This window comes from Rhodoferax sp. MLSD5-FHT05B10 (genome assembly GCF_058793415.1).
Genome location: NZ_JBXAFT010000014.1, coordinates 21,436 through 41,215, shown reverse-complemented (window position 1 = coordinate 41,215; position 19,780 = coordinate 21,436). Strand labels below are relative to the sequence as shown.

Here is a 19,780-nt window from a genome sequence, read left to right as displayed (position 1 = left end):
TACCATGCACCCACACCATGCAAACCGATCTGATCCACACCCTGGGCGCCGTCCTGTTTGGCATCGCCTTGCTGCACACCTTTGGCGCCAAATACTTCGAAGTGCTGGCGCACCGCCACCCCAACCATGCCGGTCTGCTGCACCTGCTGGGCGAAGTGGAGGTGGTGTTTGGTTTCTGGGCGCTGGTGCTGGTACTCACCATGGCCTTCGTGTCCGGCTCCGAGCAGGCCGTGGCCTACACCGAATCACGCCACTACACCGAACCCCTGTTTGTCTTCGTGGTGATGGTCGTGGCCGCGTCCCGCCCGGTGCTGGAGGCGGTTCAGCGGGTGCTCGGCGGCGTGGCCCGCTGCGTGCCCCTGCCCACACCCGTGGTGCAGGTGTGGCTGGGCCTGGCCGTCGTTCCGCTGGTGGGCTCCCTGGTGACCGAGCCAGCCGCCATGACCCTGGCCGCCCTGATGCTGGCGCCCCGGATTTTCCGGCCCGGCATTCCCGAGCGGCTGAAATACATGGCCCTGGGTGTGCTGTTTGTCAACGTCTCCATCGGCGGAACCCTGACGGCCTTCGCCGCACCGCCCGTGCTCATGGTGGCCAAGACCTGGAACTGGGACTCTGCCCACCTCGCCAGCACCCTGGGCTGGAAGGCGGCCCTGGCGGTCCTGATCAATGCCACGGCCATTGTGGCGCTGCTGCGCGCGCACATCACCGACACCGCCCCCACGGACTCATCTGCACAGCCGGTGCCCTGGGTGGTCAGCTTGGTGCACCTGGCGTTCCTGGGCGGGGTAGTGAGCCTGGCCCACCACCCGGTGCTGTTCATGGGCCTGTTCCTGTTTTTCCTGGGCTATACCCAGGCGTACGCACGTTTCCAGAGCCCCCTGATCCTCAAGGAAGGTTTGCTGGTGGGCTTCTTCCTGGCAGGCCTGGTGGTGCTGGGGGGCATGCAGCAGTGGTGGCTGCAGCCCATCGTCTCCAGCCTGCAGCCCACGGCCCTGTTCTTTGGCGCCACGGCCCTGACGGCCATCACCGACAACGCCGCACTCACCTACCTGGGCTCCCTCATCGAAGGCATCAGCGAGTCGGCCAAATACATGCTGGTCGCCGGCGCAGTCGCCGGGGGCGGGCTGACCGTCATTGCCAATGCACCCAACCCGGCCGGTGCTGCGCTGCTCAAACCCGGTTTCAACGACGGCTCCATCGGGGCCGGTGGCCTGTTCCTGGGGGCCCTGGCTCCCACCGCTGTCGCCATCGCGTGCTTCCTGATTCTGTAGAAGTGTCCGACAGCACCTGGAAGACACCCATCCAACCACACAACACCGATAACAACATGAGCGAGACCACCTTCGACTACATCATCATCGGCGCCGGCACCGCCGGCTGCCTGCTGGCCAACCGCCTGAGCGCCGACGCATCCAAGCGGGTTCTGCTCGTGGAGGCCGGACGACGCGATGACTACCACTGGATCCATATCCCGGTCGGCTACCTGTACTGCATCGGCAACCCCCGCACCGACTGGCTGTACCACACCGAACCCGATGCCGGACTGAACGGACGCTCCCTGCGCTACCCGCGTGGCAAGACGCTGGGCGGCTGCAGCAGCATCAACGGCATGATCTACATGCGGGGCCAGGCCCGCGATTACGACCAATGGGCCCAGCTGGCGGGCGATGCCACCTGGGGCTGGGAACACAGCCTGCCATACTTCCAGCTGCACGAAGACCACTACAAGGGTGCCAGCGCCGTGCATGGCGCCCGCGGCACTGCGCCTGCGCTGATGCAGGACAACGGCACGCCCTACCGCAAACTGCTGCGCCACCGCAATGCCGGTGGCGAATGGCGCGTGGACAAACAGCGCCTGCGCTGGGACGTACTGGACGCGTTTGCCCAGGCGGCCGTGCAGGCCGGCATTCCCGCCACCGACGATTTCAACCGGGGCGACAACGAAGGCGTGGGTTACTTCGAGGTCAACCAGAAAGAAGGCTGGCGCTGGAACACGGCCAAGGCGTTCCTGCGCCCCACCTGCTACGCCCGGCCGAATTTTGAGCTGTGGACTGGCGCCCAGGTGTCCAGGCTGCAGGTCGCACCCGACGCGGACGCGGGCAACGCGCTGCGCTGCACCGGCGTGCAGGTGTGGAACGGGCATGAAATGATCAATGCCACGGCGCGGCTGGAAGTCATTCTCTGCGCCGGAGCCATCGGGTCACCGCAGATCCTGGAGCTTTCGGGCCTGGGTCCCGGCCAGCATCTGCAATCGCTGGGCATTGCGGTGGTCAAGGATTTGCCCGGAGTCGGACAGAACCTGCAGGACCACCTGCAGATCCGGACCGTCTTCAAGGTGGAAGGCGCCCCCACCCTCAATACCCAGACCCAGTCCCTCTGGGGCAAGGCCAAGATCGGGCTGGAATACGCCTTCAAGCGCACCGGGCCCATGAGCATGGCGCCCAGCCAGCTCGGCGCCTTCACCCGCAGCGACCCGGCGCAGCCGTATGCCAACCTGGAATACCACGTGCAACCGTTGAGCCTGGAGGCGTTTGGCCAGCCGCTGCACACCTTCAACGCCATGACCGCCAGCGTGTGCAACCTCAACCCCACCAGCCGGGGAACGGTGCACATCAAGACGGCGCGCTTCGAGGACGCACCGGCCATTGCCCCCAACTACCTGAGCACCGAAGCCGACCGCAAGATCGCCGCCGATTCCCTGCGCCTGACGCGCCACATCATGGCGCAGCCCGCGTTGCAGAAATACCGGCCGCAGGAATACAAACCCGGCACGCAGTTCCAGACCGATGCCGAGCTGACCCAGCTCGCGGGCGACATCGCCACCACCATCTTCCACCCTGTAGGCACCACCAAGATGGGCCGCGTGGAAGGACCGGGCGCCGACCCGATGGCGGTGGTGGATGCACGCCTGAAGGTGCGCGGCGTCGCCGGCCTGCGGGTGGTGGACGCCGGCATCATGCCGCTCATCACCAGCGGCAACACCAATTCACCGACCCTGATGATTGCCGAGAAGGCCGCCCAGTGGATTGCCGAGGATGAAATGCTGCGAATGAAGGGTAAATCCTGATACGCGCCCGCCCTCGCCGGAGGTACAGTGCATGCAGCTTCTGATTGAGCGGCAACTGCACAACGCCTGATGGAAGAGGGTATCGACAAGAGAGCCGAGGAGACGGCAAGCAACAACCAATAATTCCTGCCCCCACCTTGAGGGGCAGTTTACAAAAGCACCGGCAAACCCCGGTGCTTTTTTTATGTCTTATCGGGCGCAAACACCCGTATTTCCTGCGTAGACTGCTCCTAAAAACAGAGCAAGGCCGCCACCCCACCCTGATGCGACAATCTTGACATGGAACTGTTTCTTGCCTCCTTGGCCTCCCTGCTCGCGGGTTGCGTGGACGCCATCGTCGGTGGCGGCGGGCTGATCCTGGTGCCGGCCCTGTTCGCCATTTTCCCCACCACGCACCCGGCCACCCTGTTCGGCACTAACAAGGGGGCGTCGGTCTGGGGCACCGGCATGGCCACCGCGCAATACAGCCGGCGGGTGCGCATGCCTTGGCACGCGCTGGCGCCGGCCGCACTGACCGGTTTTGTCGCCGCGCTGGGCGGTGCGTGGCTGGTAACCGTGGTGTCCCCCGAGTTCCTGCGCAAGGCCCTGCCGGCCGTGCTGCTGCTGGTGCTGCTCTACACCCTGGCCCGCAAGGACCTGGGACGCCACCACGCGCCGTGCCACAGCGGCGCGCGCGAGACCGCCATTGCGTGCGGCATCGGCGCCGTGATCGGTTTCTACGATGGCTTCTTTGGCCCGGGCACCGGCAGCTTCTTCGTGTTTCTCTTCGTGCGCCTGCTGGGCTACGACTTCCTGCATGCCTCCGCCAGCGCCAAACTGCTCAACACCGCCACCAACGTGGCAGCGCTGCTGCTGTTCACCCTCAAGGGCCATGTGTGGTGGCACTTCGCGCTGACCATGGCGCTGGCCAACGTGGCCGGCAGTCTGGCGGGCACGCACCTGGCGCTCAAGCACGGCACGGGGTTTGTGCGTGGGGCCTTCATTGCCGTGGTGTCGGCCCTGATCCTCAAGACCGGCTACGACGCCTTCCTGCGCTGACGGCCGTCTAGTGGGGTCGCAGGTCGGCCGCCGATGCACTGGCCGGCGGCGTGGGCGCGCTGGCGGGGGCACTTGCAGGTGTTGCCGGGGCGTTGGCGGCGGACGGGGTAGCGGCAGTTCCGCCACGCGGCCAGGGCACCTCGGCGGCAACCAGGGGTTTGCCGATGGGCGCCGCAGCCAAGCCCTTGCGGACGGCCGCCATGTCCTCGGGATTGGGATACTGGCCGAGCAACCAGTAGTCGAACACCCGCCGCGCAATGGGCGCGGCAGACCCGGAGCCCCAGCCGGCATTCTCGACAATCACGGCCAGCGCGATCGTCGGGTTTTCGATCGGGGCAAAGGCCACATAGAGGGCGTGGTCGCGCTTGTGCTCGTCGGCCTTGACGCTGCTGTACTTCTCGCCGGCCCGCAGGCCGATGGCCTGGGCCGTACCGGTCTTGCCACCACTGGTGTAACCGGCGCCGGCAAAGACCTTGGACGAGGTGCCTTCCAGCGTCACACCGTGCATGGCATTGCGAATCACGTCCACCTGCTCGGGCTTGAGCGGCAACGGCTCGAGCGCATCGCTGTCCATTTTCAGGCTGGCGTGCTGCGCCGTATCCCTGATCTCGCGCACCAGGTGCGGCTTGAAACGCAGCCCTCCGGAGGAGAGCGTCGAGTACGCGGTGGCCATCTGCAGCATGGTGAAGTTGTTGTAGCCCTGGCCAATGCCCAGCGAGATGGTCTCGCCGGGGAACCATTTCTGCTGCTCGGGTTTCTTGAACTTCTTGCGCTTCCACGCCTGCGATGGCAGGTCGCCAGTGACCTCGCCCTGCAGGTCGATACCCGTGAGGCGGCCCAGGCCGAAGGGCTCCAGCTGGTCGTGGATCAGGTCCACACCCATTTCGTTGGCCAGGCTGTAGAAATAGACATTGGACGAGGTGACGATGGCCAGGCGCATGTCCTTGGGGCCAGGGCGGTCGGTCTCGGGGCTGCCGAAGGTGCGGCCACCAAAGCTGTAATTCAGGTTGTCCTGGATGACCACGTTGGCCGCACGCTTGCCGCTGTTGAGTGCGGCCATGGCCATCAGCGGCTTGTAGGTCGAACCGGGGGGATAGGTGCCACGCAGGGCACGGTTGAGCAGCGGTTTGTCGACATCTTCGTTCAGCGCGGCCCAGCTGTCGGTGTCGATGCCGTCGACAAAGAGGTTGGGGTCGAACGTCGGCTTGGAAACAAAGGCCAGCACTTCGCCATTGCGCGGATCCATCGCCACCATGGCGCCGCGGCGGTCGCCAAACAGGTCTTCAATCAGCTTTTGCAGCTTGATGTCGATGGACAGCACCACCGCATCGCCGGGCGTGGAGGGGTTGCTGGCGAGCTTGCGCACGGCACGCCCGCCAGCCGATGTCTCGATCCGCTCCACCCCGGTGGTGCCGTGCAGCTGGTTCTCGTAACTTTGCTCGATACCCAGCTTGCCGATGTACTCGGTACCCCGGTAATTGGCCTGGTCGTCGGAGTCGTTGATCTTCTCTTTTTCCGCCTGGTTGATGCGCCCGATGTAGCCGATCACGTGGCTGGCCAGTTCGCCGTAGGGGTAACTGCGAAACAGGCGCGCCTTGATTTCCACTCCGGGAAAACGGAAGCGTTGGGCCGCAAAGCGCGCCACCTCGGTGTCGGTCAGGCGGGTGCGGATGGGCAGCGACTCGAAGCTCTTGGACTCCTCCAGCAGCTTCTTGAAACGGCGCCGGTCACGGGGCGTGATGTCCAGCACGGTGGAGAGGTCCTCCACGGTCTGCTCCCAGCCACTGGTCTTCGACGGCGTGATTTCCAGCGTGTAGGCGGAGTAGTTGCTGGCCAGCACGACGCCGTTGCGGTCCAGGATAAGGCCGCGGTTGGGCACGATGGGAACAATCGAGGTCCGGTTGCTCTCCGCCTGGGCGCGCAGGTCGTCGTGGCGCACGATCTGCAGGTAGGCCAGACGCAGCACCAGCAAGCCGAAACACACCAGCACCACCACGCTCAACGCAAACACGCGGGTGCGAAAGCGCGCCAGGTCCGCCTCGACGTTGCGTAACTCAGTCATATCGGGCTACAGCGGCCGATTGGCATCCGGGTTGGGCGCACGCAGCTGGGGCGCCAGCAGCACCACGCTGGCCACTGGCCACAGCGCCGACTCGATCACCGGCGCCAGCAACATCCAGAACCCGGGAAACGTGCCGCCGCCCACCATGCGCAGCAGCAGCTCGACGCCGTGCGCCGCGGCGAACAGGGGGAAAATCTGCGCCGCCTGCGACGGCACGGTAAACCACAGCAGGCGCCGGTGGATGGTGATGGCGAAGAAACTCAGCACCGTATAGGCCATGGCATGCTGCCCCAGCAGGCTGCCCTGGTGCACGTCCATCAGCAACCCGAACACGAAGGCCGCGCCAATGCTGATGCGCAAGGGCTGGTGCACGGTCCAGAACACCAGCGTCACCGCCAGCAGGTCCGGGCTCCACGCGGCGCGCCCCCACAGGCCCATGTTCTGCAGCATGTTGAGCAGCAGCGCGACAACCAGGCTGCCCCAGATGAACAGGGGATTGGCAGGCAGCAGCAGCTGCTGGCCGGGACGCATGATCATGGGTGCAACTCCCGCAGGGTAAGACGGATACCGGTGCCGCTCACTTGGCCACCCCGCGCTTGCCGGTCGGCGCCGCAACCTCGGCCGGCGGACGCGCGGGCATCTGGGACGCCAGCGGTTCCAGCACCATCACGTGCATCGCCCCCGCCACCAGGGCCGTCGGCACGCAGTAAATGCGGGCAAATGCGGCATCCACCCGGCGCTCCACCTTTTCCACCCGTGCCACCGGCAGGCCGGGCGGGTACACGCCGTCCACGCCACTGGTCGTCAGCAGATCGCCCGCGACCACATCGGCATTGGCGGCCATGAACCGCAACTCCATGGCATCGGCGTGCATGGAGACATCGCCAAAGGCGACACCACGGGCACCGGTACGGGTGTTGAGCACGGGGATGGCATGGTCGCGGTCGGTCAGCAGGGTCACCTCGCTCACCAGGGGATAGACCCGTGTGACCTGCCCCAGTACGCCGTATTCGTCCAGCACGGGAGAGCCCAGCCCGATGTGGTCGGCCATGCCTTTGTCGATGATGACCTTGCGGCTGTAGGGATCGGCGGCGTCATACAGCACCTGGGCCGCGGTGGCCGGTGACTGCAGCCGCTCGCGCAGCCCCATCAGCTTGCGCAAGCGCACGTTTTCCAGCGTCAACTGCTCCACCTGGTGGGCACGCTGCGACTGCAGGTTGCGCTGCTTCAGGGCTTCCTCCTGCGCCGCCTTGGCGGTCGACAGGGACGTGAAGTACTGGCTGCCGTCCTGGAACAGGATGACCGGACGCAGGGCCAGCCATTGCACCGGATACAACACCGCCGCCAGCGTGGCGCGCAAGGGCTGCATGACCTTGAAACGGGCATCCGCGACCATGAGAAACAGCGCCAGGGCGCTGCACACAGCCAGCTTCGACATGGCCGAAGGGCCCTGCCGGAAGAAGGGGGGAGGATCTCTGTCCAGCGTACCAAGTGGCATCGCTGTATCCGACGCTTATTCGCTGGTGAAAATGGAGCCCAGACGGTCCATCTGCTCCAGTGCGATACCGCAGCCGCGCACCACACAGGTCAGCGGATCTTCGGCCACCAGCACCGGCAGACCGGTTTCTTCGGCCAGCAGGCGGTCCAGGTCGCGCAGCAGGGCACCACCGCCGGTGAGCATCATGCCGCGGTCGGCAATGTCGGCACCCAGTTCGGGGGGGGTCTGTTCCAGCGCATTCTTGACCGCCGACACGATGCTGTTGAGCGGATCGGTCAGGGCCTCGAGGATTTCGTTGCTGGAGATGGTGAAGCTGCGCGGCACGCCTTCGCTGAGGTTGCGGCCACGCACTTCCATTTCCTTGACTTCGCTGCCGGGGAAGGCCGACCCGATCTGCTTCTTGATCGACTCCGCCGTCGGCTCGCCGATCAGCATGCCGTAGTTGCGGCGGATGTAGTTGATGATGGCGTCGTCAAACCGGTCACCGCCCACGCGCACGCTGCCCTTGTAGACCATGCCGCCCAGCGAGATGACGCCGACTTCAGTCGTGCCGCCACCAATGTCCACCACCATGGAACCACGGGCCTCGGACACCGGCAGGCCGGCGCCGATGGCCGCGGCCATGGGTTCCTCGATCAGGTACACGTCGCTGGCACCAGCGCCCAGCGCCGATTCACGGATGGCACGGCGCTCCACCTGAGTGGAGCCGCAGGGCACGCAGATGATGATGCGCGGGCTGGGCTTGAACACGCCGCGCGGGTGCACCATCTTGATGAACTGCTTGAGCATCTGCTCGGTCACCGTGAAGTCGGCAATCACGCCGTCCTTCATGGGGCGGATGGCTTCGATGTTGCCCGGCACCTTGCCCAGCATGGCCTTGGCTTCCTTGCCCACGGCCTGGATGGTCTTCTTGCCCTGGGGACCGCCCTCGTGGCGAATGGCGACGACCGAGGGCTCGTCCAGGACGATGCCCTGTCCGCGCACCACAATCAGGGTGTTGGCGGTACCCAGGTCGATAGCCAGGTCGGTAGAAAAATACCGACGAAATGATTCAAACATCACACATCCTCTCGGGCGTCGCAGGCGCTTCGGCCTGCCACCACCACGGTTCTATCGTTAAAAAAGCGTCAGTTTGACGTCAAGATATGCGTTTTCGCAAGCTCTTTGCCAAAGGCAGGATAATAACCCATTGCCTGCAAATGGCGCCTCCCGCGGCCCCCGATCAGGCCCGATTTACCATTGGTTTCAACTCTACACGCACCATGTCCCTGACATCTTCCGATATCGCGCGCATCGCCAATTTGGCACGCCTGGAACTCGAGCCCGCCGAGAGTGAACGCATGCTCGCGCAGATGAACGATTTCTTCACCATCGTGGAAAAAATGCGGGCGGTGGACACCACCGGAATCACCCCCTTGGCCCATCCGGTCGTCGTGCTGTCGGACATGGCCCTGCGCCTGCGCGAAGACCGGGTCAGCGAGCCCAACCAGCGCGAAGCCAACCAGCGCAGCGCACCAGCGGTCGAGCATGGTCTCTTCCTGGTGCCCAAGGTAATTGAATAATTTGAAAACCACACGATGACTGCATCCAACCCCCTCGCCTCCCAGGACCTGCATGACCTGAGCGTCCATGCCCTCGCCCAGGCACTGCGCGCCAAGCAGGTGTCTGCAGTAGAACTCGCCGGACATTTCCTGACCCGCAGCCGCACCCACGCAGACCTTGGCGCCTATGTCGACATCCAGGAAGCGGCCACGCTGGCGCAAGCCCGCGCCGCGGACGCCCGCATCGCCCAAGGCAAGGCCGGCGCCCTGGAAGGCGTGCCTGTCGCCCACAAGGACATCTTTGTCACCCAGGATTTCGCCTCCACCGCCGGCTCGCGCATGCTCAAGGGCTACCAGTCGCCGTTTGACGCCACCGTGGTCACCAACCTGGCCCACGCCGGCGTGGTGACCCTGGGCAAGCTCAACTGCGACGAGTTCGCCATGGGCTCGAGCAACGAGAACTCTGCCATTGCGCCCGTGGGCAGCCAAACCGTGACTCCGGTGCGCAACCCCTGGAGCCGTGACCGTATTCCCGGCGGATCATCGGGCGGCAGCGCAGCGGCTGTGGCCGCGCGCCTGGCACCGGCCGCCACCGGCACCGACACCGGCGGCTCGATCCGGCAGCCGGCCGCGTTTTGCGGCATTACCGGCATCAAGCCCACCTACGGCCGCGCCTCGCGCTACGGCATGATCGCCTTCGCCTCCAGCCTGGACCAGGCCGGTCCCATGGCCCGCTCGGCCCAGGACTGCGCCCTGCTGCTCTCGGCCATGTGCGGACCCGACCCGGACCGCGACTCGACCTCGCTGGACCTGCCGGCCGAGGACTTTTCACAGAAACTGGACGATTCCATCGAGGGCCTGCGCATCGGCATTCCCCAGGAGTTTTTTGGCGAAGGCCTGGCCCCCGACGTACGCACCGCCATTGACGCTGCGCTGAAGGAATACGAAAAGCTCGGCGCCAAGCTCGTGCCCATCACGCTGCCGCGCACCGAGCTGTCGATTCCCGTGTACTACATCATTGCGCCGGCCGAGGCCAGTTCCAACCTCAGCCGCTTTGACGGCGTGAAGTTCGGCCACCGCGCCAAGGACTACACCGACCTGGCCGACATGTACAAGAAGACCCGCGCCGAAGGCTTTGGCGACGAGGTCAAGCGCCGCATCATGATCGGCACCTATGTGCTGTCGCACGGCTACTACGACGCCTACTACCTGCAGGCACAGAAGATCCGCCGCATGATCGCCGACGACTTCCAGAACGCGTTCAAGGACTGCGACCTGATCGCCGGCCCGGTGGCACCCAGCGTGGCCTGGAAGATCGGCGCGCACAAGGACCCGCTGGCCGACTACCTGGCCGACATCTTCACCCTGCCCGGCTCGCTGGCCGGCCTGCCCGGCATGAGCGTGCCCGTAGGCTTTGGCGAAGGCGGCATGCCCGTCGGCATGCAGCTGCTGGGCAACTATTTCCAGGAAGCGCGCCTGCTCAATGCCGCGCACCGCTTCCAGCAGGCCACCGACTGGCACGCACGCAAGCCCGAGGGCGTCTGACATGAGCGAGACCATGAACACATTTGAAGCACAACAACAGGGCCGCCCGACCGGCCCGCTGGTGCAGGGCTATGAGGTCATCATCGGCTTCGAGACGCACGCCCAGCTGTCGACCGCGAGCAAGATCTTCAGCCGCGCCTCCACCGCCTTCGGCGCCGAGCCCAACACCCAGGCCTGCGCCGTGGACCTGGCCCTTCCGGGCACGCTGCCGGTGATGAACAAGGGCGCAGTGGAACGTGCCATCGAATTCGGGCTGGCGGTCAACTCGCACATCGCCGAGCGCAGCGTCTTTGCCCGCAAGAACTACTTCTACCCCGACCTGCCCAAGGGCTACCAGATCAGCCAGTTCGAGATTCCCGTGGTGCAGGGCGGCGTGATCGAATTCTTCCTCGAAACCGGCAAGGGCGCCGATGCAGCGCGGGAGAAAAAATCGGTGCGCCTGGTGCGCGCCCACCTGGAAGAAGATGCCGGCAAGTCACTGCACGAAGATTTCATCGGCCAGACCGGCATCGACCTGAACCGTGCCGGCACGCCGCTCCTGGAAATCGTGACCGAGCCCGACATGCGCTCCAGCGCCGAAGCGGTGGCCTACGCCAAGGAGCTGCACAAGATCGTCACCTGGATCGGCATCTGCGACGGCAACATGCAGGAAGGGTCGTTTCGCTGCGACGCCAACGTCTCGGTGCGCAAGCCGGGCCAGCCCCTGGGCACGCGGCGCGAGATCAAGAACCTCAACAGCTTCAAGTTCATGCAGCAGGCCATCGACTACGAGGTGCGCTGGCAGATCGAGCAGATCGAAGACGGCCACGCCATTGAGCAGGCCACCGTGCTGTTCAACCCCGACACTGGCGAAACCCGCGCCATGCGCACCAAGGAAGACGCCGCCGACTACCGCTACTTCCCCGATCCGGATCTGCCGCCACTCTGCATTTCGCAGCAATGGATCGAGCAGGTACGCGGACTGATGGCCGAATTGCCCCGCGTCATGGCCGAGCGCTTCGTGCGCGACTACGGTCTGCCGGAGTACGACGCGACGCAACTCACGCAGAGCAAGGCGATTGCCGCCTACTTCGAAGAGACTGCCAAGGCTTGCAGCCAGGCCAAGCTGGCCAGCAACTGGGTCATGGGCGAGCTGTCACGCCGCCTCAACACCGAAGACATCGGCATTGCGGCCGCGCCCGTCAAACCGGCGCAACTGGCGACCCTGATCGGGCGCATTGTCGACAACACCATCTCCAACAACGCCGCCAAGCAGGTGTTTGACGTCCTGTGGTCCGGCGACGGCTCCGACGTGGACGCCATCATCGACGCCAAGGGCCTCAAGCAGATGAACGACACCGGCGCGCTGGAGGCCATCGTCGATACGGTGATTGCCGCCAACGCCAAGAACGTGGCCGAGTTCAAGGCTGGCAACGACAAGGCGCTCAACGCCCTGGTCGGCCAGATCATGAAGGCGAGCCAGGGCAAGGCCAACCCGCAGCAGGTGAACGACCTGCTGCGCCGCAAACTGGCGGGTTGAACTAGCGGCTGGCGGCGGGCGCCACCGTGGTCCACAGCTGGCGCAGGCGCACCAGCTCGTCGTCAAAGCGCAGGTTGACGCGCCGGACTTCGGCCTCCTGCTCGGCGATGAAGCGTTTCTGCACCGCCTGGCTCTGGATGTTTTCTTCCAGTTGCCGGCGCAGATAGGCCGGGGCCTTGTTGGGGTCCTTCTTGTAGAACTCCATTTCCCCGTCGATACCGGCGCGCTGGCGACCCAATTCGTCGAGCCGGTTGCTGGCGGCCTTGATGACCACCCCGATCTGCGCCAGGGCCTCGGCCCGTTCCTGGTCGTGCACCGCCTTGCTGGGGTAGCGGGTCAGCAGTGCCCGGTCGCGCCGCTTCTCTTCGGCCAGCCGCCCGCGTTCCTCGATGGCCAGCTTTTCCTTGCGCTCCAGCTCGGCGCGCTCATGCGCCGTCAGCGTGGGGCCCACCTTGGCCTTCACGGTTCCGCTGGGGTTCAGGACCTGCTGCTCGCGGTCGGTGCATTCGGGGATCGGCCGATCCGCCGTCAGCTTGCGGCCCTTGGCATCCACACAGGTATACACACCCGAAATCACCGGCGGGCTTTGCGCCCATACCACCCCCGTGCACCCGGCACAGGCGAGCATGACCCACGCCATGCCGCCATTTGTTATTTTCATGCTCACCCTTCGTCCACACCATACCGCTGGCGATAGGCCAATACCCGTTGGTACTCCTGGCCCACGGTTTCGCCACCGCGCTGGTGCAGATAGTGCATCAAATCCTCCAGCTTCGCAATCGCGCAGACCTGCAGCCCCAGCTGGTTGCGGACATATTGCACGGCGCTGTAGGCCACATCCTGGCCGTTTTCGGTGGCCTTTTCCTGGCGGTCCAGGGCAATCAGCACCGCATGGGGCGTGGCGCCCGCCGCCTGGATGATGGCAATCGACTCGCGCGTGGCGGTGCCGGCCGACATCACGTCGTCCACGATCAGCACCCGACCCTTGAGCGGTGCCCCCACCAGCGTTCCGCCTTCGCCGTGGTCCTTAGCTTCCTTGCGGTTGTAAGCAAACGGCACGTTGCGCCCCTGGCGCGCCAGCTCCACCGCAACGGCCGCCGCCAGCGGGATGCCCTTGTAAGCCGGGCCAAAAATCATGTCGAATGCGATACCGCTGGCCAGCAGCCGCTGCGCATAAAATTCAGCCAGGCGCCCCAGCTTGGCCCCGTCATCAAACAGGCCGGCGTTGAAAAAATACGGGCTCATGCGACCCGCCTTGGTCTTGAACTCACCAAAGCGCAGCACCCCGCATTCCTCCGCAAACTGCACAAAATCCAGGGCCAACGGGTCTTGTTCCGACATGGGAAATTCCTTGTTTAAGTTAACCAGCCTGAACCTCAACGGCATCCGCTCCGCCACCAGCAAAGGGCTGGAAGCCTGGCTTGCGCAGGCAAAGCCTGATTGTATTTGCGTGCAGGAAGTCAAGGCACAGGCCCCCGACATGGCCGGGCGCTTTGAGCAGCTGTCCGGGTTGCAGGGCCATTTCCACTTCGCCGAGAAGAAGGGCTACTCCGGCGTCGGCGTCTACACCCGCCACACGCCCAGCGACGTGCGCATCGGCTACGGTTCGCCGGAGTTCGACGCCGAAGGCCGCTACGTGGAACTGCGCTTTGACACGCCGCAGCGCAAGCTGTCCATCATCAGCGCCTACTTTCCCAGCGGCTCGTCGGGCGAAGAACGCCAGCAGGCCAAATTCCGCTTCCTGGCGGAATTCCAGCCCCACCTGGCAGCGCTCAAGGCCGAGCGTGAATTCATCCTCTGCGGCGACGTGAACATCGCGCACCAGGAAATGGACCTGAAAAACTTCAAGGGCAACAAAAAGAACTCGGGCTTCCTGCCGGAAGAGCGGGCCTGGATGACGCAACTGCTGACCGACGGCAGCATGGTGGACGTGTACCGCCAGTTGGAGCCCACCGCCACCGACACTTGCTACACGTGGTGGAGCAACCGTGGCCAGGCCTACGCCAAGAACGTGGGCTGGCGGCTGGACTACCACCTGGCGACCGCCAGCCTGGGCCAGCGCGCCCGGTCGGCCTCCATCTACAAGGACGAGAAGTTCAGCGACCATGCGCCGCTGACGGTTGCCTACGACTTCACGCTGTGACGTCCGGCGTTTTCTACTCCGTCGCAGCGTCATGCTTGTTTGGCGCGATGTACTTCTACGCCTCGCTGCTCACACCGCTGAACGGCGAGGAAATATTCGGCTGGCGCCTGCTGCTCACGGTCCCGGTCATGACCGGTTTCCTGGTCGTGACCGGTGAATGGAAGCTGGTGCGCGCCACCCTGGACCGCGTGCGCCAGGAGCGCCGCCTGTGGCTGATCCTGCCTCTGTCTTCCGTGCTGCTGGCGGTACAGCTGTGGCTGTTCCTGTGGGCGCCCCTGCACAACCGGGCGCTGGATGTGTCACTGGGTTACTTCATGCTGCCGCTCACGCTGATCCTGGCCGGGCGACTGGTCTACCGGGAACGGCTGTCCGCCTGGCAGAAGCTGGCCGTCGCCAGTGCCCTGACCGGCGTGGCCCACGCGCTGGTCCAGGTGGGCAGCCTGTCCTGGGCCTCGGCGCTGGTGGCGCTGGGCTACCCCGTGTACTTTGTGCTGCGCCGCCAGGCGCGTCTGGACCATCTGGGCGGCCTGTGGTTTGACATGGTGCTGGCCCTGCCGGTTGCGCTGTGGTTTGTCGCCGCGGGCGGTGGCACCACCGTCTTGCGCCAGCATCCATGGCTGTACCTGCTCATTCCCGTGCTGGGAATCATCAGCGCCGCGGCGCTGGCTTTCTATATGCTGTCGAGCCGGCACTTGGCCCTGAGCCTGTTCGGCCTGCTGGGTTACGTGGAGCCCGTCCTGCTGGTGGGCGTCTCACTCCTGCTCGGGGAGCGCATTGGCGCCCACGAATGGCTCACCTATGGGCCGATCTGGCTGGCCGTTGCGCTGCTGGTTGCCGAAGGCACCCTGCGGCTGCGTACGGCACCGCGCAACGCCGCGTAGACACGGCGACCTCACGGCCGGGGAGCGGCGCCGGTGCGGGCACGGGCCCGCTCGTACAGGGGCAGGACCTTGGGCAGGTTGGCTTCAATGTCCGCGATGCGGGTTGTTCCCGCCGGGTGGGTGGACAGCCACTGGGGCGTCCCGGAGCGGTTGGCGGCCCCCATCTTGCGCCACAGGCTGACGCCGGCACGGGGGTCAAAACCGGCCCGCGCCGCCAGCTCCATGCCCACCAGATCGGCCTCGGACTCGTCCTGGCGGCTGAACTCCAGCGTCAGCAGGTTGGCGCCACCGCTGGCCAGGCTGTCGGTGAGCCGGGGATCGATACCAAAGTACAGCGCCGCCAGCGCCCCGCCTATGCGCGCCGCGCCGTGCGTCACGGCGCTCTTGCCCATGCGCTCGCGCGCATGCTCGCGCAGGGCATGGGCGATCTCGTGGCCCATGACCATGGCCACCTCGTCATCCGTCAGCTGGAGCTTTTGCAGGATGCCGCTGTAGAAGGCAATCTTGCCCCCCGGCATGCAGAAGGCATTGATCTGGCTGGAGCCGATCAGGTTCACCTCCCAGCGCCATTGCCGGGACCGGGCATTCCAGGGCGCGGTAAACGGGATGATGCGCTGGGCAATCGCCCGCAGGCGCTTGAGCTGCGCGTTGTCCGCGGGCGCCAGGGCGTCCTGGCCGTTGGCCTGCGACAGCATCTGGGCGTATTGCTGCGTCGCCGAGCGCTCGACCTGCTCGGCCGGCACCAGCCTGGAAAACGCCGAATTTCCGCCCACCTCCACCCCTTCGCGGGCGTGGGCTGGCGCCAGCGCAACGCCCAGCACGAGTGCCACCGCCCACGCCAGGCGTCGTGAGAAATGTCGCCGGGGTTCGGGCCCCGGGGCGCGATCAGAGTCCAATGTCATGACGGTATTATTCCTGCATGAGCACACCAACGCACGGCACCCCTTCTTTGGCTGACAAGTCGTCGCTGGACACCCCTCCCGCAACCGTGACCAACACCCCCGAGCGTCGCAAACGCTCCGCACTCGAGGTGCTGCGCGAGCTCAGGCAACCCAAGGTCGCAGTCATGATGGCGCTGGGCTTCGCCTCGGGCCTGCCCTTCTTGCTGACTGCGAACACCTTTGGCTACTGGCTGCGGGACGACGGTACCAGCCTGGTCGCCATCGGCTTCATCTCCTGGGTCGGCTTCGCGTACGCCTTCAAGGTGTACTGGTCTCCCTTGGTGGACCGCATTGACGTGCCGCTGCTGGGGCGCCTGGGCCGGCGTCGCGGCTGGATGCTGCTGTGCCAGATTCTGGTCACCATCGGCCTCCTGGGCATGGCCGCTGTCGGGACGGCGGGCGGGTTGGCGGCGATCGGTGCCTTTGCCTTGCTGACGGCCTTCGCCTCGGCCACACAGGACATCGCCATCGACGCCTGGCGCATCGAGGCGGCGTCCGACGCCGACGAAGTGGGGCTGATGACCTCGGCCTCCCAACTCGGGTACCGCATGGCCCTGCTGGTCACCGACGCACTGATCATCGCTGCGGCAGCACGCATCGGGTGGGCCATGTCGTACGTGGGCATGGCGGTGCTGATGGCGCTGTGCACGATGGCCACCCTGTTCGCCGCCGAGCCGGCGCGCGCCGATGGGGTGCTGCAGAAAAAGCCGCCACTGTGGACCCTGCGCGGCCTGCTGGACGCGGTCATCGGCCCGTTCGTTGACTTCTTCGCCAAACACAAGACCGCCGGGCTCGTGATTCTGCTCATGGTTGCGCTCTATCGCCTCCCTGACTTCGTGATGGGGCCCATGTACAACCCGTACTACCACGACCTCGGTCTCTCCAAGGACACCGTCGCCTGGGTACGCGGCTCCTTCGGCCTGGTCGCCACCTTCCTCGGCATTGCCGCCGCCGGCCTCAGCGCCGTGCGGCTGGGCCTGTTGCCGACACTGGTCACCGGGCTTGTGCTCGAAGGCTTCGGCACCGCGGCATTCGCCTTGCTCAGCGTCTACCCCGATCCGTCGATTTTTGCGGCCGTGATGACACTCGACGCATTTGCCCAGTCCTTCGCCGGCGTTGCGCTGGTGACCTATATGTCGAGCCTGACGAGCCTGGGCTACACCGCCACCCAGTACGCCATGCTGTCCTCGACCTACGCCCTGCTCGGCAAGTTCCTGAAGGGGTTCTCGGGCATCGCAGTGGAAACGCTCACGCCCACCTACGGGCTGCTCGGCGCCTACGCCACGGCATTTGTGGCGACCGGCCTGACCGCCATTCCACCCCTGCTGCTCCTGTTGCTGCTTTGGCGTATGCGGCAATTCCGGCATTAGACCCCGTGATCAATGCGTAGACAGCTCCTGATTTCATAGCAAATAAGGTGCTGCTGCCGGTGGCCACGCGAGCGACGTGCCAGCCGGGCGCGTTTACCCAACTTTACAGTGGCGACAGGTGGCGCTCATACGCACCGCCATGCCGCGGGATAGACTGCGCGCATGAGCCAACACCTGCTGATCATTGAGGACGATGCCCGCCTGGCCGCCATGGTGGCGCAGTACCTGGAGCAATCCGGTTTTACCGTCCGCCACGCCGGCGACGGCCTGGGCGGCCTGGCCGAACTCGGCAGCCCGACCGACGGCACGCCGGTCGACTTGGTCATTCTGGACCTGATGCTGCCCGACATCGACGGCCTGGAGGTCTGCCGGCGCATCCGCGCCCTGCCCCCGCCGCTGTCGCAGACGCCAGTCCTGATGCTGACAGCCAAGGGCGACGCCATGGACCGCATCATCGGCCTGGAAATCGGTGCCGACGACTATCTGCCCAAGCCCTTTGAGCCGCGTGAGCTGCTGGCGCGCATCCGCGCCGTGCTGCGCCGCAAGGTGGACGGCCCGGTGGCCGGCAGCCAGACCCTGCAGTTCGGCACGCTGGCCATTGACCGCGACGCGCGCACCGTATCGGTCAACGGGGACGCATGCGAGCTGACCTCGTACCAGTTCGACCTGCTGGTCGCCCTGGCCGAGCGTGCCGGACGGGTGCTCACCCGCGACCAGATCATGGAAGCGGTGCGGGGCCGCGAACTGGACGCCTTCGACCGCTCCATCGACGTGCACATGGGCCGCATCCGCGCCGCCATCGAGGCCGACCCCAAGAACCCCAAGCGCATCCTCACCGTACGCGGCGTGGGTTATGTGTTTGCCCGCCAGCAGGACTGACCATGCTCCTGCAGAAGCTGTATGTGCGCATCTGGCTGGCCGTCGTGTTGGCCGTGGCCGTGCTCACCCTGCTGGTGGGCTGGGCCTGGCGCATGGCGGCCGAGCCCCCCCTGCGGGAAGTGGTGGTGCGCAACCAGGCCGGCGAAATCATCGGCAGCGGCGTCTCGCGCATGGGGCGCCCGCCCGGCGCGCCCGGCTGGGTCATGGGCGCACGTCCGCCCGGCGCGCAAGCGCCTAACGGCCCCGCTGCGGCAGACGCCGACGGCGACGCGGGCGACGCCGACAGCCGCAACCGGTGGGGCAACGGCCCCCAGTTCGAAGTCCACATGCAAGACGGCCAGACCATGCATCTGCATTTGCCGCGCCCGCCGCAGTCGTCCTGGCGCGCGCCATTCGGATTCCTCTGGACCCTGGGACTGGTGGCCGTGGCCGTGGCCCTGGCCACCTACCCCATCGTGCGCCGGCTGACCCGCCGGCTGGAAGCCCTGCAGCACAGCGTGGAACAGTGGGGCGACGGCAACCTGAGTGTGCGCGTGCCGGCGGGCGGCAACGACGAGGTCGGGTTTCTGGCCTCGCGCTTCAACCATGCCGCGCAGCAGATCGAAACCCTGGTCAAGGCCCGCGACGCCCTGCTGGCTTCGCAGAAATCCCTGCTTGCCAATGCCTCGCACGAACTGCGCTCCCCCCTGACGCGCATCCGCATGGGGCTGGAGTTCCTGGGCAGCGCCCCCAACACCACGGCCAGGGACGAGATCTCCCGCAACATCGCGGAGCTCGACCAGTTGATCGACGAAATCCTGCTGGCCAGCCGCCTGGACGCCAAGGAAGCCGATCTGGGCACGGTAGAACCCGTGGACATGCTGGGCCTGGCGGCCGAGGAATGCGCGCGCACGGGCGCCACCCTGGAAGCCAACACCGCTGGCGCACCCCTGCTGGTGCCCGGCGTGAACAAGCTGCTGCGCCGGGCCCTGCGCAACCTGCTGGAGAACGCGCACCGCTACGCCGCCGGTGACGTGACGGTGCGTTTGGCGCAGGAGGGCACGCACGCCGTCATCCAAGTGTGCGACCAGGGCCCCGGCGTGCCGGAAGCCTTGCAGGAACGCATTTTTGAGCCCTTCTACCGCCTGCCCGGCGCCTCCGAGCGCGACGGCGGCGTGGGCCTGGGGCTGGCACTGGTGAAGTCCATCGCCCAGCGCCACGGCGGGTCGGTAAGCTGCCGCAACCAGGAACCGGTGGGAGCCTGCTTCGAGATCCGGCTGCCCATGCAAAGCGCCTGAATGACCGGTCCGGCCGCCT

At 65.9% G+C, this 19,780-nt stretch carries 18 protein-coding genes; 11 read left to right on the top strand and 7 right to left on the bottom strand.

From position 1 onward, the window contains the following. The first annotated feature begins 17 nt into the window (after window positions 1-17). The 3 genes from AC1Q5W_RS16045 (at window position 18) to AC1Q5W_RS16035 (ending at window position 4,105) form a co-directional block, all read left to right on the top strand. Complete coding sequence (locus AC1Q5W_RS16045; protein WP_492644701.1) at window positions 18-1,271, top strand: putative Na+/H+ antiporter; 1,254 nt, start codon at window positions 18-20, stop codon at window positions 1,269-1,271. A 56-nt stretch (window positions 1,272-1,327) separates the two neighbouring features. Next, window positions 1,328-3,067, top strand: a complete 1,740-nt coding sequence (locus AC1Q5W_RS16040; protein ID WP_492644700.1) for a GMC family oxidoreductase — start codon at window positions 1,328-1,330, stop codon at window positions 3,065-3,067. Window positions 3,068-3,346: 279 nt separating this feature from the next. Further along, complete coding sequence (locus AC1Q5W_RS16035) at window positions 3,347-4,105, top strand: sulfite exporter TauE/SafE family protein (protein WP_492644699.1); 759 nt, start codon at window positions 3,347-3,349, stop codon at window positions 4,103-4,105. A gap of 7 nt (window positions 4,106-4,112) precedes the next feature. Here the strand turns inward: AC1Q5W_RS16035 and mrdA are convergent, their stop codons facing one another. Genes mrdA through AC1Q5W_RS16015 form a run of 4 tightly spaced genes read right to left on the bottom strand, consistent with a single transcriptional unit; the run spans window position 4,113 to window position 8,724 of the window. Continuing rightward, a complete protein-coding gene (mrdA, locus tag AC1Q5W_RS16030) occupies window positions 4,113-6,167 on the bottom strand; it encodes a penicillin-binding protein 2 (RefSeq protein ID WP_492644698.1) in 2,055 nt (684 codons plus the stop codon). Between the two features lie 6 nt (window positions 6,168-6,173). Further along, window positions 6,174-6,704, bottom strand: coding sequence for a rod shape-determining protein MreD (gene mreD, locus AC1Q5W_RS16025; protein WP_492644697.1), 531 nt, complete (start codon window positions 6,702-6,704; stop codon window positions 6,174-6,176). Between the two features lie 40 nt (window positions 6,705-6,744). Next, window positions 6,745-7,665: a rod shape-determining protein MreC gene (gene mreC / locus AC1Q5W_RS16020; protein ID WP_492644696.1), complete on the bottom strand. Its 921-nt coding sequence runs from the start codon at window positions 7,663-7,665 to the stop codon at window positions 6,745-6,747. A gap of 15 nt (window positions 7,666-7,680) precedes the next feature. Then, complete coding sequence (locus tag AC1Q5W_RS16015; protein ID WP_492644695.1) at window positions 7,681-8,724, bottom strand: rod shape-determining protein; 1,044 nt, start codon at window positions 8,722-8,724, stop codon at window positions 7,681-7,683. A 203-nt stretch (window positions 8,725-8,927) separates the two neighbouring features. Between AC1Q5W_RS16015 and gatC the strand changes: the two genes are divergently transcribed. The 3 genes from gatC to gatB are packed head-to-tail and all read left to right on the top strand — an operon-like array spanning window position 8,928 to window position 12,270. Further along, window positions 8,928-9,227, top strand: coding sequence for an Asp-tRNA(Asn)/Glu-tRNA(Gln) amidotransferase subunit GatC (gatC, locus tag AC1Q5W_RS16010; protein WP_492644694.1), 300 nt, complete (start codon window positions 8,928-8,930; stop codon window positions 9,225-9,227). Window positions 9,228-9,242: 15 nt separating this feature from the next. Continuing rightward, window positions 9,243-10,751 carry an Asp-tRNA(Asn)/Glu-tRNA(Gln) amidotransferase subunit GatA gene (gatA, locus tag AC1Q5W_RS16005; RefSeq protein WP_492644693.1) on the top strand — a complete coding sequence of 503 codons (1,509 nt, stop codon included), beginning with the start codon at window positions 9,243-9,245 and terminating at the stop codon, window positions 10,749-10,751. A 1-nt stretch (window position 10,752) separates the two neighbouring features. Next, the gene (gene gatB / locus AC1Q5W_RS16000) at window positions 10,753-12,270 is read left to right on the top strand and encodes an Asp-tRNA(Asn)/Glu-tRNA(Gln) amidotransferase subunit GatB (protein ID WP_492644692.1); all 1,518 of its coding nucleotides are present in this window, start codon (window positions 10,753-10,755) and stop codon (window positions 12,268-12,270) included. A gap of 1 nt (window position 12,271) precedes the next feature. On the opposite strand, the gene AC1Q5W_RS15995 is transcribed toward gatB, so the two are convergent. Both AC1Q5W_RS15995 and pyrE read right to left on the bottom strand, forming a co-directional pair. Then, window positions 12,272-12,931 carry a DUF4124 domain-containing protein gene (locus tag AC1Q5W_RS15995; RefSeq protein ID WP_492644691.1) on the bottom strand — a complete coding sequence of 220 codons (660 nt, stop codon included), beginning with the start codon at window positions 12,929-12,931 and terminating at the stop codon, window positions 12,272-12,274. A 2-nt stretch (window positions 12,932-12,933) separates the two neighbouring features. Further along, window positions 12,934-13,611 carry an orotate phosphoribosyltransferase gene (gene pyrE, locus AC1Q5W_RS15990; RefSeq protein WP_492644690.1) on the bottom strand — a complete coding sequence of 226 codons (678 nt, stop codon included), beginning with the start codon at window positions 13,609-13,611 and terminating at the stop codon, window positions 12,934-12,936. Window positions 13,612-13,621: 10 nt separating this feature from the next. Between pyrE and AC1Q5W_RS15985 the strand changes: the two genes are divergently transcribed. Beyond that, the gene (locus AC1Q5W_RS15985; protein ID WP_492644689.1) at window positions 13,622-14,413 is read left to right on the top strand and encodes an exodeoxyribonuclease III; all 792 of its coding nucleotides are present in this window, start codon (window positions 13,622-13,624) and stop codon (window positions 14,411-14,413) included. Next, window positions 14,410-15,294 (top strand): EamA family transporter RarD, encoded by an 885-nt coding sequence (gene rarD / locus AC1Q5W_RS15980; RefSeq protein ID WP_492644688.1) that lies wholly within the window; start codon window positions 14,410-14,412, stop codon window positions 15,292-15,294. The genes AC1Q5W_RS15985 and rarD overlap by 4 nt, the downstream gene beginning before the upstream one ends. An 11-nt stretch (window positions 15,295-15,305) precedes the next feature. Here the strand turns inward: rarD and AC1Q5W_RS15975 are convergent, their stop codons facing one another. Further along, entirely contained in the window at window positions 15,306-16,196 is an 891-nt protein-coding gene (locus AC1Q5W_RS15975) for a M48 family metallopeptidase (RefSeq protein ID WP_492644687.1), read from the bottom strand. 17 nt (window positions 16,197-16,213) lie between these two features. On the opposite strand from AC1Q5W_RS15975, the gene AC1Q5W_RS15970 reads away from it, so the two are divergent. The 3 genes from AC1Q5W_RS15970 (at window position 16,214) to AC1Q5W_RS15960 (ending at window position 19,761) form a co-directional block, all read left to right on the top strand. After that, complete coding sequence (locus tag AC1Q5W_RS15970; RefSeq protein WP_492644686.1) at window positions 16,214-17,605, top strand: AmpG family muropeptide MFS transporter; 1,392 nt, start codon at window positions 16,214-16,216, stop codon at window positions 17,603-17,605. A gap of 162 nt (window positions 17,606-17,767) precedes the next feature. After that, window positions 17,768-18,484 carry a response regulator gene (locus tag AC1Q5W_RS15965; RefSeq protein WP_492644685.1) on the top strand — a complete coding sequence of 239 codons (717 nt, stop codon included), beginning with the start codon at window positions 17,768-17,770 and terminating at the stop codon, window positions 18,482-18,484. A 2-nt stretch (window positions 18,485-18,486) separates the two neighbouring features. After that, entirely contained in the window at window positions 18,487-19,761 is a 1,275-nt protein-coding gene (locus tag AC1Q5W_RS15960) for a sensor histidine kinase (protein WP_492644684.1), read from the top strand. Window positions 19,762-19,780: the final 19 nt, after the last annotated feature.